This is a genomic window from Micromonospora sp. LOL_021 (assembly GCF_048060215.1).
GTDB lineage: Bacteria > Actinomycetota > Actinomycetes > Mycobacteriales > Micromonosporaceae > Micromonospora_E.
The window spans coordinates 16,051-29,980 of sequence record NZ_JBHMIN010000040.1 but is presented as its reverse complement, the minus strand read 5'-3'; the positions used below and the strand labels follow the sequence as shown (position 1 = coordinate 29,980).

Annotated in this window: 13 protein-coding genes; 7 read left to right on the top strand and 6 right to left on the bottom strand. The window is 71.1% G+C overall.

Going from position 1 to position 13,930, the window contains the following annotated elements:
• Position 1 precedes the first annotated feature (1 nt).
• The 4 genes from ACFHWT_RS22730 to ACFHWT_RS22715 all read right to left on the bottom strand — a co-directional run bounded on the left by ACFHWT_RS22730 (position 2) and on the right by ACFHWT_RS22715 (position 2,717).
• Positions 2–169 carry an antitoxin VbhA family protein gene (locus ACFHWT_RS22730; RefSeq protein WP_416596684.1) on the bottom strand — a complete coding sequence of 56 codons (168 nt, stop codon included), beginning with the start codon at positions 167–169 and terminating at the stop codon, positions 2–4.
• Between the two features lie 73 nt (positions 170–242).
• Positions 243–1,217: a hypothetical protein gene (locus ACFHWT_RS22725; protein WP_416596683.1), complete on the bottom strand. Its 975-nt coding sequence runs from the start codon at positions 1,215–1,217 to the stop codon at positions 243–245.
• Entirely contained in the window at positions 1,198–1,389 is a 192-nt protein-coding gene (locus tag ACFHWT_RS22720) for a hypothetical protein (protein ID WP_278170824.1), read from the bottom strand. The genes ACFHWT_RS22725 and ACFHWT_RS22720 overlap by 20 nt, the downstream gene beginning before the upstream one ends.
• A 335-nt stretch (positions 1,390–1,724) precedes the next feature.
• Positions 1,725–2,717 (bottom strand): alpha/beta fold hydrolase, encoded by a 993-nt coding sequence (locus ACFHWT_RS22715; RefSeq protein WP_416596682.1) that lies wholly within the window; start codon positions 2,715–2,717, stop codon positions 1,725–1,727.
• A 105-nt stretch (positions 2,718–2,822) separates the two neighbouring features.
• On the opposite strand from ACFHWT_RS22715, the gene ACFHWT_RS22710 reads away from it, so the two are divergent.
• From ACFHWT_RS22710 to ACFHWT_RS22700, 3 genes are all read left to right on the top strand, one after another.
• Complete coding sequence (locus ACFHWT_RS22710; protein WP_416596681.1) at positions 2,823–3,425, top strand: TetR/AcrR family transcriptional regulator; 603 nt, start codon at positions 2,823–2,825, stop codon at positions 3,423–3,425.
• Positions 3,426–3,544: 119 nt separating this feature from the next.
• A complete protein-coding gene (locus ACFHWT_RS22705; protein WP_255554102.1) occupies positions 3,545–3,670 on the top strand; it encodes a hypothetical protein in 126 nt (41 codons plus the stop codon).
• Between the two features lie 168 nt (positions 3,671–3,838).
• Entirely contained in the window at positions 3,839–4,909 is a 1,071-nt protein-coding gene (locus ACFHWT_RS22700) for a TauD/TfdA family dioxygenase (protein ID WP_416596680.1), read from the top strand.
• A gap of 142 nt (positions 4,910–5,051) precedes the next feature.
• On the opposite strand, the gene ACFHWT_RS22695 is transcribed toward ACFHWT_RS22700, so the two are convergent.
• Together ACFHWT_RS22695 and ACFHWT_RS22690 are read right to left on the bottom strand one after the other, a co-directional pair.
• The gene (locus ACFHWT_RS22695) at positions 5,052–7,298 is read right to left on the bottom strand and encodes a cytochrome P450 (protein WP_416596679.1); all 2,247 of its coding nucleotides are present in this window, start codon (positions 7,296–7,298) and stop codon (positions 5,052–5,054) included.
• A gap of 125 nt (positions 7,299–7,423) precedes the next feature.
• Positions 7,424–8,506 carry an NAD(P)-dependent alcohol dehydrogenase gene (locus ACFHWT_RS22690; RefSeq protein WP_416596678.1) on the bottom strand — a complete coding sequence of 361 codons (1,083 nt, stop codon included), beginning with the start codon at positions 8,504–8,506 and terminating at the stop codon, positions 7,424–7,426.
• 75 nt (positions 8,507–8,581) lie between these two features.
• Here ACFHWT_RS22690 and ACFHWT_RS22685 point away from each other — a divergent pair, with 75 nt between their 5' ends.
• From ACFHWT_RS22685 to ACFHWT_RS22670, 4 genes are all read left to right on the top strand, one after another.
• Positions 8,582–10,051, top strand: a complete 1,470-nt coding sequence (locus tag ACFHWT_RS22685; protein WP_416596677.1) for an aldehyde dehydrogenase family protein — start codon at positions 8,582–8,584, stop codon at positions 10,049–10,051.
• On the top strand, positions 10,048–11,232 hold the full coding sequence (locus ACFHWT_RS22680; RefSeq protein WP_416596676.1) for a PucR family transcriptional regulator: 1,185 nt from the start codon (positions 10,048–10,050) through the stop codon (positions 11,230–11,232). The genes ACFHWT_RS22685 and ACFHWT_RS22680 overlap by 4 nt, the downstream gene beginning before the upstream one ends.
• A gap of 190 nt (positions 11,233–11,422) precedes the next feature.
• A complete protein-coding gene (locus tag ACFHWT_RS22675; RefSeq protein WP_416596675.1) occupies positions 11,423–12,442 on the top strand; it encodes a zinc-binding dehydrogenase in 1,020 nt (339 codons plus the stop codon).
• A complete protein-coding gene (locus tag ACFHWT_RS22670) occupies positions 12,439–13,914 on the top strand; it encodes an amidohydrolase family protein (RefSeq protein ID WP_416596674.1) in 1,476 nt (491 codons plus the stop codon). Before ACFHWT_RS22675 ends, ACFHWT_RS22670 begins: the two co-directional genes overlap by 4 nt.
• Positions 13,915–13,930: the final 16 nt, after the last annotated feature.

The window sequence follows — 13,930 nt, the reverse complement described above, 5'->3', positions numbered from 1 at the left end:
GTCACGCCGCGCCATAGAGCCACCGGACGAGATTACGCATCTGCTCAGTGCTGATCTCGCCGCCAGTCCACCGCTCCATGACAGTCTCGACGTGGGCGCTCGCCGTCAACCCTTCAGCCCTTACCGAGGCTGCTGCCTGCATAAACGACCGGGTACGCTCGGCAGCCATCTCGCGGGTAGTTGCTCACGGGTTCGCGAACCGACAACGTCTCAACCAGCACTTCCCGAGTGTGCCCGATTGTTTACACACTTACCGTCGGTAAGGCCGCGCCGACCTGGACCGCCGCTGACCATGTCCCGGCGGCTGTCACGCCGCCGTGGTGCTGGCGGCGGCGACGGCCATGTCGACCACCGCCGCGACGCCGACCGCGATCTCGTAGCAGACGGCATCGCCCTGGCGATTGTGTGGCGTACCTTCCTGGACGCTGCCGGAACGCATTCAGCGTCTGCGGCGGGAATTTCGGGGGCTTCTGACGCTCTCCATCGGGAACATCGCCGCGCTGTCGTGGCCGCACCAGCCGGTCCAGCAGCGTCCGACGGTTGGCGTCGCCCGGTGAGCTGACCTGGTAGCCAAGCCGTTCGAGTTCCTCAACAGCGCATGTGGGATCGCGCCGGACCGCGGCGGCTGCTTGTTTGCGACGGTACCGGTCCCGGCTCTGGTTGAGGGTAGTCTCCCAGGCGTTCCTCGGTGCCACGAGATCTTCGACGATAAGACACTCAAGAAGGTCTTCCAGGGCGGGGCGGAACCGGCGTCCACCAACTGGGAGGTGAATCTTATTCAGCCCGTTTATCCCCTTTTTTCGGGTCTCGGCAAGGTGGCGTTCGAATGCCTCGTGGCGTGCGTTGACCTGGATATGTGCTTCCGTGTAACGGGCCTTGTTTCGTTCGTAGTCGTAGTGTAGCAACTCGATTTTCTCGTCGCCTACCAGCAGGCTGCATACCGAGGCCTGGACGGTCAGAAACGTGCTTTCGTCCTCGTCGAGATTGAGTCGGCACATAACGTCGAGCCAGATGGGGGACGCTGCGGCCGACCTCATCCTGACCGGTTGGGTGGTGATGCCGGTTAGTTGGGTGCCGACGATCGCATGGTGTTGATCGGGTGCGATCCTGGCTGCGATCGTCGCTGAGTCGCAGACTGTGTTGTTGAGAAGTATCCGCAGGTTCTCGGCAAACTGTCGGGACTGCTCGATGAGCGCCTTATTTGTCGAATTCGCCAATGGAGATCCACAGCTTTTGTGCTTCCAGCGAATCGAACTGCCGTGCCCTCGCCATCTCGGCGAGTTGTTGGTATGTGATATGCAGTTTATCCAACGCCTCCTGGACTGCTTGCTTCCACTCGGAGGCATTGAGTTCGGTGACAGTTGGCCCGGGAAGGTTGGCGGCAGTCATTGTGACCTCCCAGAGTTGATCATCGTCTGGTTGGGCATGGCTCATCTTAGATGCATCCACCCATCTGCGCTACCCGTCGTAACCTACCTGACACGCCAGATGAAACGATCTGAGTTGATGTGCGGTACGGCAACAGAAATGATCATGTCGTGACCAGCGCTGACTCCTCCGACTGGGCTATCCAAGCCGGTCGGTTCGGTGTCTTTCCAGAGTCGTCCGCTGCTTGGCGGCTATCGTGAGAATGCTTCCGAATTCACTACTTATCTGATCAACGTTTTTGCTGGTGGTGAGCACGAATCCTTCGTGCGGGTGGCTCCAGGGCCGAGCCTGGGCGGCTAAGGGCCGGACGCTGCGAGGAAGGTTGCAATGTCGGCGGCGATCCGGTCCGGGTACTCGCCGTTGATTGCGTGCGAGGCGTCCGGGTAGACGATCACCGTCGCCTCGGGTAGTGCCCGCTCGGCGACCTCGGCCGCTTCGGCCGTGTCGTGCATCCGGGATTCGCCGGCGAGCAGCGCCAGCGTCGGTGTCCCTACCCCGGACAGATCCTCAGGCGTGACCCGGTGCGGTGCGGAGAGCTTCAGCGCGTACGTCTGCATGCCGGCCTCGATCATCCGGGCGACCGGTACGTCCTCGACGGGCGCGTCGTTGGCGGTCCAACTGGCGAAGTCGTCGCGCCAGGACCTGGGAAACCAGCGGACGCTGGCCGGAATCGATCGGAGGATCGCCTGCCAGGACAGGTCGGCGAAGACCAGGACCGGATCGAGCAGGGTGACACTGGTGATCTTCTCCGGTCGGTGCACCGCCAGGTTCATCGCGGTCCAACCGCCGATTGAGAGTCCGACCAGGTGGATGGCCGGCTCCGGCAACTCGATCAGCACCTCGTGCAGCCACTGGGCGTGGTCGGTGGGGGTCTCGATTGGCCGCTGCTGGATGCTCATCCCCGGCTCGCCGAGCAGGTCGATGGTGTAGACGCTGCGCAGTCGCAGCAGTGCGGGCAGGTTGTCGGCCCAGACCGGCGAGGCCGCGGCTCGACCCGGCAACAGCAGCAGCGGATCGGCGTCCGGCTCGGCGCCGGCGAAGTGGTAGAGCCGCACCACGCCGTAGCTGGTCCGTACGTCCAAGGTCCGGTCGGCGCTCGGCAGGTCCGCCATGGCCCGGTCGTACGCGGCGAGAAAGCGGTCTGCGGCGGCGGCCGAGGTGAAGTGGCCGACCGGCGCGGGGGTGCGGACAGCGAGGCAGCCGGTCAGTAGCGCGATGGTGGTGATCAGGGCGGCGATGCCGACGACAAGCCAGCGTCGGCGGCGCAGGCGGGGGAGTAGGCGGCGCATCTGGGCTCCTTTCCGGGCGTGCGCTCCGCGCTGTCGTCGATCTACCATACGGTCAGAAGTCTAACCACGCAGTAGAATTTCTTCCCGACAGGTAGGCTCGGACTCATGTCATCGACCGGCCCGGACCTGGCAGGCAAGCCGCTGACGATCACCGAGCGGGCGCGGCGGGCGCAGTTCGTCCAGGTGACCATCGATCTCGTTGCCGAGCACGGGTACCGAGGGGCCTCGCTGGCCCGGATCGCCGAGGCCGCCGAGGTCTCCAAGGCGGCCGTGCTCTACCACTTCCCGACCAAGGACGCCGTGCTCCGGGCCGCCTACCAGACGGTGATCGACGCGCTCACCACTGCGGTCGGCGCGGCCGTCGCCGACCAGTCGGGTGCTGCCGCGCTGTACGCGTACATCCGGGCGCTGGTCGGCCACCTCGACGCCCGTCCTGATCACGCTCGCATGATCATCGAGGCGATCACCGCCGACGCCGGGATCACCGACAGCCCGGACGACGAGGGTCGCCGGGCGGCGGTCGCGGGGTTGATCGACGCGGCGATGGCGGCCGGCGACTACCGCGCCGACGTCGATTCCCGTGGTACGGCCGTCATCGTCAACGGGGCGATCGACGCGATCGTGGCGCAGCGCCTCGCCGACCCCGGCTTCGACGCGGCCGGGGCCGCCGACACGCTTGTCAACCTGCTCGACCGAGCGCTCCGTTAGTCGGTACCCCTACCGAGAGCCCCCGAGAATGATCGTATTGCGAGACGGCGTCTCTGTTGACGGTCGACTTGTGCTGGCCTAGGCTGGCGGACACGACCACCCAGCCGCAGGAGAACGCCATGATCCGAGTTCCGCAAGGCTCTGGATTGCTGGTGCGCGGTTACGAGGAGCCGCTGCGGGTCCACCCGCCGCGCGAGGGCATGCGCCCCGGGACCGCTGCCGGGGACCCGCAGACCCCGTTCTGATTTTCGAGTACGCCCGTCTGTCGCACCCCGGCACCTGACACGCCGGGCGACACGGCGGGCACGGCACCCCTGTCCTGACCGAACCGGTCCGCGCACGCCGCCACGCGTCGCACCCGGGACACCGGCCGACTCTTCCATCAGAACCGACGACCCTCGGAGCGCATCATCATGACGACCGCAATCGACCTGGCCCCGATCTCCGGCCCGTCCGCCTGGCGCGGCGACGAGCTGAGCAAGTCCACCGAATGGATCTACCACCTCAGTGACGCCGAGCGGACCGAGCTGGAGACCGTCGGGCGCAAGTTCGTCGCCGACGACCCCGACCTGCGTACGGTCACCGCCGCCGACTACCCGCTGCCGGTCTGCGCCGGCCTCAACGCCGAATGCGCCCAGCAGATGGACTCGGGCCGCGGCTTCATCCTGGTGCGCGGGCTGCGCACCGAGGAGTACGGCGACACCCTCGCCGGTGCGATCTTCTTCCTGATGGGGCTGCACCTCGGCGTACCGATGGGGCAGAACCAGATGGGTGACGTGCTCGACCACGTCATCGCCACCTCCAACAAGACCCTCGACGACCCGTCGGCGCTGCCGTCGCGGGTGCGTGACCGGCTGCCGTTCCACTCCGACAGCTCCGACGTCGTCGCGCTGATGTGCCTGCGGGCGGCCAAGGACGGCGGGTCGAGCAGCCTGGTCAGCGGCACCACCATCTACAACGAGATCCTGCGCCGCCGGCCGGACCTGGCGCCGCTGCTGTTCGAGCCGTGGCACTGGGACTGGTACAAGCAGGACCACGACGCCCCGGCGAAGACCTACCTGTCGCCGATCTGCAGCTACGTCGACGGCGTCTTCAGCACCTACGCCGGCAGTTCGATGATCTTCTCGGCGCAGGACTACCCGGAGGTGCCCCGGCTCACCGAGGCCCAGATCGAGCTGCTGCACCTTTACGACGAGATTGCCCAGGAGCCGGGCCTGGCGCTGGACATGGACTTCCAGCCCGGCGACGTGCAGTGGCTGCTGAACTACGCCGCCCTGCACTCGCGGACCGGCTACGTCGACTACCCGGAGCCGGAGCGTCGCCGCCACCTGCTGCGGCTGTGGCTCAAGCGCGACGTCGGCCGCCCGCTGGTCGACGGCTTCGGCAAGAACGTCGTCACCGACCGCAGCGCGGTGGCCGTGGTGCCAGGTGGCCGGTTCAAGATCGCCGAGGCGGCCGAGGTGAACATCGAGTGGGGTAACTGACCTCACTTGCTGGTACGTGGACGGCCCGCCGCGCTCCAAAGTCGTAGCGCAGCGGGCCGCCCGCATTTCACCTGAACATGCGGCAACACAGCGCGAAGGGCGGGACCGGGGATCCGGTCCCGCCCTTCGTCGTACGGTCGGGTCAGAGGTCGAGCACCAGGCGGTCGGAGCTGCACCGGCCGACGCAGATCATCATGCTGCGGCCGGCGGCCCGTTCGTCCTCGGTGAGCAGCGAGTCGCGGTGTTCCGGCGTACCGGCCAGCACCCGGGTCTCACACGCCCCGCAGTAGCCCTTCTCACAGTCGTAGGTCAGGCCGGGCACGGCCTCGCGCAGCACCTCGATCATCCGCTTGTCCTTCGGTACCCGCAGGGTGACCCCGGTGCGGGCCAACTGGACGTCGAACTCGGTGTTGGCCGCCGGGTCGAACGCCACCTCAAGGTCGTCGCCGGCGGCGAAGCGCTCCACGTGCAGCTGCCCGGTGCGGCCGGCGTCGGCGCACACCTGCTCCACTGCGTTGATCATAGCGCCGGGTCCGCAGCAGTAGACGGCCGCGCCGTCGCCGACGCCACCGATCAGCCCGGCCAGGTCGGGCAGCCCTGCCTCGTCCTGTGGCAGCAGAACGGCCCGGTCCCCGGCGAGGGCGGCCAGTTCGTCGGCGAAGGCCATCGAGGCGCGGCTGCGGCCGCCGTAGACCACCCGGTACGGCGTATCGCGTCGGACGGCCTCCCGGACCATGGCGAGGATCGGGGTGATCCCGATGCCGCCGGCCAGGAACAGGTATTCGTCGGCGTCGACCAGCGGGAAGTGGTTACGCGGGCCGCGTACCGTCAGGGTCGCGCCGGCGGCGGCGACGGTGTGCAGCTCGACAGAGCCGCCGCGCCCGGAGGTCTCCCGCAGCACACCGATCCGGTAGCCGCCGGCGTCGGCCGGGTCGCCGCAGAGCGAGTACTGCCGGACCCGGCCGGACGGCAGCCGTACCTCCAGGTGGGCGCCGGGCGCCCAGGCCGGCAGCGGTGCGCCGTCGGCGGCGGCCAGCCGTACCTCCAGCACCTCGTCGGCGGCCCGGGTGACCGCCGCGACGACCAGCTCCCGGTCCCCGCCCGGGCGGGTGAGCGCCGGGGCACCCCCGGTCGGCGCGTCGGCGGCGCGGCGACCGGGGGTGAACACGGCCGGGATGGCGTCCCAGCCGGTTTGGTTCCCCTTGGTGGGGTAGCCGACGAGACCGTCTTCGATGACCCGGTAGTCCGGCAGCCGGGTCAGCACCTGGGTGATCATTTCGCGGAACATCAGTCGGGCCAGGTGGGCGCCGGCACACCGGTGGCTGCCGATGCCGAAGCTGAGGTGCCGGGTGGCGTCGCGGTCCAGCCGGACCTGCTCCGGCTCGGGGAAGACCGCCGGGTCGTGGTTGGCGGCGACCCAGGGGATCAAGATCCGTTCGCCGGCGCTGACCGGGCAGCCGCCGACCTCGGCGTCGGCGCGCGCGGTACGGGCCATCGACTGGGACGGCGCGAAGACCCGCAGGAACTCCTCGGTGGCGCCGTCGAGCAGGTCGGGTGAGTCGATCAGCCGTTGCCGCTGCTCCGGGTTGCGGCTCAGGTGCACTAGGGTGGAGCCGGTCAACGAGGTGGTGGTGTCCACCCCGCCGGCGATCAGCAAACCGATGACGGAGACCAGCTCGTCGACGCCGAACAGTTCGCCGTCGGGTCGGCGCTGGGCGACCAGGTAGCTGACCGCGTCGTCGGCCGGCTCGGCGCGCCGCGCGTGGATCAGCTCCCGGATCCGTTCGTCCATGTACGCCAGGCCCTGGCCGCCCCGGATGGCACGTTCGCTGCCGGGCAGGGCGGCGAAGATGTCGTGGATCGGCTTGGCCAGCTTGGGCCATTCCGCCTCGGGGAAGCCGAGCCAGTCCAGGGTGACGGCGGCCGGCAGCGGGTTGGTCAGGTCGCGGACGAAGTCGACCGAGCCTTCGGTGACGAAGTCGTCGATGATCCGGGTGGTGTGCCGGGCGATCATCGGGGCGAGTTTCGCGACCGCGTCCTGGGTGAGCAGCGGGTTGATCAGGTCGCGGTAGTCGCCGGCGGCCGGCGGGTCCAGCTCGATCGGGTACTGCTCCAGGCCGGGTCCGCGGGGGATGACGATGGCGGTGCCGTCGCCGCCGGCGGTGGCGCGGGCCGAGGAGAAGGTGTCGTCGTCGCGGGCGACGCGGACCACGTCGGCGTACCGGGTTGTGTAGACGAAGCCGCCGTGTGCGTCGGTCCGGCCGACCGGGCATTTGTCGCGGTACGCCCGGTAGTAGCCGACCGGGTCGGCGTTGCACTCGGCGGAGTGGTGGTCGAACGGTGCCGCGGACTGCGGGTCGGACGGACCCGCGATACGAGATTCAGTCATGGCGGGCGAGCTCCACATGTGCTGACTGCCGCGCGGTGTTTCCCAGCCGCGCCACTGGGTGTCTGGAGCCGAGGGTAATCCCACTCACATGGCGAGACAACGTTTCGCAGTGGGACACGGTCGGGTCAGAGCGTCAGGACGGCCTTGCCGACGGTGCCGGAGCGTACCGCCGCCACCGCCTCTTTGATCTGCTCGAACGGGTAGTAGCTGAGCAGCCGGTCCACCGGGAACCGGCCGGCGGTGTGCAGGTCCAGCAGCTTCGGCAGGAACACCTGGGGCAGGCTGTCGCCGCCGATGATCCCGGTGACGGTGCGCCCGTTGAGGATGCTGCGCCAGTCGAAGCTCATCCGTTCGCTGGGGCCGACCCCGACGACGCCGCACCGACCCAGCGGGCCGAGTGACTCGACCGCGGTCCGCAGCACCTCCTCGCGTCCGGTGGCGTCGATCGCGAAGTCGAAGCCGTACGGGGCGATCGCGGCGAGCAGTTCCTTCGCGTCCCCGGTGCGCGAGTCGACGCCGTGGGTGGCGCCGAGCAGGCGGGCGGTGTCCAGCTTGTCGGCGTTGACGTCGACCGCGGCGATCGTGGTGCAGCCGGCGATCCGGGCGGCCAGGATCGCCGCCACGCCGACCGAGCCGGCACCGAAGACGACGATCGACGACCCGACCGGTGGGCGGAGCACGTTGAGCACCGCGCCGGCTCCGGTGCCGAAGCCGCAGCCGAACGGCCCGACCAGCCGCAGGTCGATCTCCTTGCTGATCGGCACCACGGCGCGGGCCGGGGCGACCACGTGGCTGGCGAACGACGACTGGCCGAGAAAGTGTCCGTTGACCGGCTCGCCGTCGCGGGACAGCGCGCTGCTGCCGTCCGGGCGGCGGCCGGCGAAGTTGACCGCGTCGAAGCTGCGGCAGTACGCCGGGCTGCCGGTCAGACAGAGCGGGCAGTTGCCGCACGAGGTGAAGCTCATCGCCACGTGATCGCCGGCCGAGACCCCAGTGACCCGCTCGCCGACCTGCTCGACCACGCCGGCACCCTCGTGGCCGAGCACCGCCGGGGTGGGGAAGAAGTTGGCGAACTCCAGGTCGGTGCCGCAGATACCGACGCTGTGTACGCGTACCAGCACCTCGTCCGGGCCGGGTTCGGCCAGGTCGAGCTCCTGCAGGGTGAACGGTGCACCCGCGTTGTCCAGTACCGCCGCCGTGACCCGCACGCAAATCCTCCCGGTGTACTCACAAAGCGAGACTGCATCTTGACATGCGGAACATGGAGGGTCAAGGATTCCACCATGGCTGACCTGGACATTCCCGCTGCCCGCCAGCTGATCGACGGTGCCTGGGAGGCGGCCGCCGACGGTGGCGAACTTCCGGTGCTCGACCCGGCGACCCGGCGGAGCATCCAGCCGGTCGCCCTGGCCCGCGCCGTCGACGTGGACCGCGCGGTCGCCGCCGCCCGTCGGGCCGCCCCCGACTGGGCCGCGACCTCGCCGAGCGAACGCGGCGCCGCGCTGCGCCGGTGGGCCGACCTGATCGCCGCCCACGTCGAGGAGCTTGCCGCCCATGAGGCCCGTGACGTGGGCAAACCCCGTTCCGGCGGGCGGCTCAACATCTACATCGCGCAGGGCATCGTCGACTACTTCGCCGGCGCGGCCGACAAGCTGACCGGGGTCACCCTGCCCACCCGTACCCCTGACTACTTCGGTTACACCCGCCCGGAGCCGTACGGCGTCTGCGCGGTGGTGATCCCGTGGAACGTGCCGGCCGTGCTCACCGCCGCGAACGTCGCCCCGGCGCTGGCCGCCGGCAACACCGTGGTGCTCAAACCGTCCGAGATCGCCCCGCTCGCCCCGTTCGCCCTGGCTGAGCTGGCCCGCCGGGCCGGCCTGCCGCCCGGGGTGCTCAACGTGGTGACCGGGCTCGGCCCGGAGGCCGGCGTGGCGCTCACCGGCCATCCGGATGTCGACCACATCAGCTTCGTCGGCTCGACCGTCACCGGCCGGGCGGTGATGCGCGCCGCCGCCGAGCACCTCGTCCCGGTGAAGCTCGAACTCGGCGGCAAGTCGCCGAACGTGGTCTTCGCCGACGCGGATCTGGACACCGCCGTCCCGGCGATCGTCGCCTCGATCACCGAGAACGCCGGCCAGAACTGCTACGCCGGCTCCCGGCTGGTGGTCGAGGAGTCGATCCGGGCCGAGGTGGTCGAGCGGGTGGCCGCCGCGATGGCCGAGATCCGGGTCGGGTCGTGGGAGCAGGACCTGGACATGGGCCCGCTGGTCAGCCAGGCCCAGTACGAACGGGTCCGGGGGTTCCTGGCCGAGGCGCCGGGCGCCGGGGCGCGGCTGGTCACCGGCGGGGAGTCGGCCACGGCCGCGTTCGGCGACGGCTGGTACGTGGCCCCGACCGTGTTCGACGGCGTCGACGAGACGATGCGGCTGGCCCGCGAGGAGATCTTCGGCCCGGTCCTGGCCGTGCAGGGGTTCCGGACCACCGAGGAAGCGGTGTCGATCATGAACGGCACCGACTTCGGCCTGCTCAGCTGCGTCTGGACCTCCGACGTGTCCCGGGCGTTGCGGGTGGCTGGCCAGGCCCGCAGCGGCCAGGTGGCGGTCAACCAGTTCCACGACGCCGGGGTGATCGGGTTCCCGTTCAACATGCAGAAGGAGAGCGGGTTCAGCCGGGGCGGCGGGTACGCGGCACTGCGCGAGTACACCCAGGAGAAGGCCGTCGCGGTCCGGCTGCTCGATCGATCGCCGACGTGACCGGGGCGGCCGACCGTCCGGTGCCGGCCGCCCGGCCCCGGCTGGCCGTGGCCGCCGAACCGACGCCGGCCCAGTTCGCCCAGTGGCTGACCGACCTCGCGTTCGGCGGTGCCGGCTGGCCGGTGCTGCTGGCCCGGCTGGCCGAGGCCACCGGGTGTGCCTGCCGGCTGGTCGCCGAGACCGGCGAACTGCTGGCCACCAGCGACACCACCAGCGACAGCGTCGTCGTCGACCCGGGCGCGCTGCGTGGCGACCGGGTGCGCTGCGCCGACGGCTGGCTCGGCCGGTCGGTGCCGGTCGGGTCCGGCAGCCGCCGGCTCGGTGTCCTGCTGCTGGCCGAGCCGGTCGGGACCGGCCAGCTCGACTACGCCCGGGCCGCGGTCACCGCGTTGCTCATCGAGGCGGTACGCCGGGAGCCGCCGCACCCGCCGGCACCGGTGGGTGCCGACGGGCTGCTGCGGGCGCTGCGCGACGGCACCGGTGACCGGTCACCGGCCGGTCAGGCGGACCTGGTGCGGGCCGCTGCGGCGTACCGGTGGCGGCTGGACCAGCCGCATGCGGCGGTGGCGCTCGGCTACACCGGCACCCAGCGCCGCCGGTGGGCCTCCGCGTTGACCTGGCTGGACCGGCCGGTGCTGGCCGACGGGCGGCTGGGCTGGACCCTGCTGCAGGGCGACGCCGAGCGGGAGGTGGCCCGGCTGCGCGGCCGGTTGGAACAGATCGTCGGTGCCGGCCAGGTCCGGGTGGCCGGCGGCCGGTCGGTGACCGGCCCGACCGCGACCCCGGACTCGTTCCGGGACGCCCGGCTGCTGCTGCGGCTGCAGCTGCGCAACAGTCCCGCGGCGGCGGAGCCGGCCGAGCTGCCGTTCGAGCGGGCCGGTCTGGCGCAACTGCTGCTGGCCGTGCCGCCAGACCGGCTGCGCTGGTACGTGGACCGGCACCTGGGGCCCATCGCGCAGCGCGACGACCTGCTCCGCACCCTGGACCACTGGTTGGCGACCGGGGGAAGCAGGCAAGCTGTGAGTGAACAACTGCATCTGCACCGTAACTCCGTCGGCTACCGGGTGGGGCTGATCAAGCGGCTGCTGGGCGTGGATCCGTTGCATCCGTCGGCCGCTGCGGTGCTGCGTACCGCGCTGGTCGCGCGGGAGCTGCTGATCGTCGCCGCCGACGGCGGATAACCGCAGGTCGATGGCGACTTCCGCCCGATTGCGCCGGCCTGGATCACGGGCACGTTACGTAGCTGAGCCAGTTTCGGTCGAGGCGTTGACAGGCCGCCGGAGCGCAGGCAAAGTACGTCGCTAAGCAGCGCTAATCACAATGCAAGACGGCATATTGTTTTGTAGACCAGTGGAGGCCAGGGTGCGAGCGATGGTTCAGACCGACTTCGGTGGCCCCGAAGTCGTACGGCCGCGCGCCCTGCCGGACCCCGAGCCCGGCCCGGCCGACGTCGTCGTCGCCGTCCGCGCCGCCGCGCTGAACCGTCTCGACCTGCTCCAGCTGCGCGGGCCCGGCCTGCTCCCCGGCTTCACGCTGCCGCACGTCGCCGGCATGGACGTCGCCGGACAGGTGGTCGCCACCGGCGCCGAGGTCGGCACGCTGCGCACCGGCGACCGGGTGGTGCTCGACCCCACCATCGGCTGCGGGCACTGCCCCGCCTGCGTCGGCGGCAACCCCGGCTACTGCGCCACGCTGCGCGTCGTCGGCGGCAACCGTCCCGGCGGCTTCGCCGAGTACGTCGCCGTACCGGCCGCCGTCGCCCACCGGGTCCCCGACCACGTCGACCTCGCCGACGCCGCCGCACTGCCCACCGCCTGGAGCGTCGCCTGGCACGCCCTGCACCGGGTCGGCACCCTGCGCTCCGGCGAATCCGTGGTGATCCAGGCAGCCACCAGCGCGGTCAGCATCGCCGCCATCCAGCTCGCCCGCGCCAGCGGCGCCTGGGTGATCGCGGTGGCCCGCAGCGCGGCCAAACGGGCCGCCGCCACCGAACTCGGCGCCGACGTGGTGCTCGACCTGGACGACCGGACCGCCGCCGGGGTCCGGGAACACACCGGCGGGCACGGCGCCGACCTGGTCCTGGACCACGTCGGTGCGGCCACCTGGGACAGCTCCCTGGCCAGCCTGCGCACCGGCGGCCGGCTGGTGCTGCTCGGCAACACCAGCGGCGACCAGGTCAGCCTGTCGCTGGCCCAGGTCTACCACCAGGGCCTGCGGCTGCTCGGCGCCGGCGCGTACGCCCCGACCGACTTCGCCGCGATGCTCGACGCCTACTTCGCCGGCGGGCTGCGGGTGGTCCGGGGCGCCGAGTACCCGCTCGCCGACCTGCCCGCGGCGTACGCCCGGCTGGAGTCCGGCGACCTCGTCGGCAAGATCCTGATCCGGCCATGACCACGCCGACGCCCGCGGCCCCGACCGCCGCCTCCGGACCCGGCCCCGCCCGCGCCGACCTGCTAGTCGTCGACGCCGACATCGTCACCATGGCCCCCGGCCGGGAGGTGGTCACCGGCGGCGCGATCGCGGTGGTCGACGGCCGGATCGCCGACATCGGCCCGACCGGTGCGCTGCGGGTCGCGTACCCGCAGACCCCGGAGCTCGACGCGGCCGGCTGCCTGGTCGTCCCCGGCCTGGTCAACGCCCACCAGCACACCACCGCCGATCCACTGATCCGCAGCGGCATCCCCGACGACGTCCCCGCCCAGCAGGCGATCTTCGACTGGATCGTGCCGCTGCACGCCGCCGTCACCGGCGACGACGACGAACTGTCCGCCACCCTGACCGCCGTCGAGGCGCTCAGCTACGGCGTGACCACCCTGCTCGAGCCGGGCACCGTGGCGCATCCGCTGCGGGTCGCCGCCGGGCTGCGCGCCGCCGGCATCCGGGGCCGGGTCGGCCGCTGGGGCTGGGACGCCGTCGACGCCCCGTACGCGATGCCGGCCGCCGACACCCTCGCCGCGCAGGCCGAGACGGTCACCGCGCTGGCCGGTGACCGGCTGGTCACCGGATGGGTAACCCTGGTCGGCCACGACCTGGTCAGCGACGAACTGTTCACCGGTGCGGCCGAGCTGGCCGAGCGGCTTGACGTACCGATGACCTGGCACCTGTCGCCCAGCGCCGAGGACCCGGCCGGGTACGCCGTCGCCGGCCGCCCCCGTCCGGTGCTGCACCTGCGTGACCTCGGCGTGCTCGCCCCCCGCCTGCTGCTCGGCCACGCCGTCTGGCTCGACGACGACGAACTCGACGTGCTCGCCGGCAGCGGGGCGGCCGTCGCCTCCTGCCCCGGTGCCTACCTGCGGCTCGGCCAGGGCTTCACCCGGGCAGGCCGGCACACCGAGCTGCGGCGTGCTGGCGGCCGACTGGCATTGGGCTGCGACTCGCACAACGCCGGTGACACCCCGGACGTGTGGCGGGCCGCCCGGCTGTTCGCCGGGCTGGACCGCGACCGCGGCGCGGCCGAGCCGTTGCCCGCCGACGAGATCTTCGCCCTGGCCACCGTCGACGGCGCCGACGCCGTCGGGCTGGGGCAGCTGACCGGTTCGATCGAGGTCGGCAAAGCCGCCGACCTGGTCGTACTGGACACCCGCACCATCGCGTGGACCCCGCGCGGGGACCTGGCCACCCAGCTTGTCTGGGGCGCGGCCAGCCACACCGTGCGGGACGTACTGGTCGACGGCCGGCCGGTGGTCCGGGACCGTCGGATCACCACCGTCGATGTCGACGCCCTGCGGGTCGAGGTCGCGTCGCGCGGCGCGGACCTGCTCCGCCGGGCCGGCATCGACATCCCCCATCGCTGGCCTGCCGTGCCGGCGACCGAGTACCGCGCGCACCGGACCGGACCGGCCGGCGCGACGCCCCCAAGGTGAAAGGAACAGCTGTGAC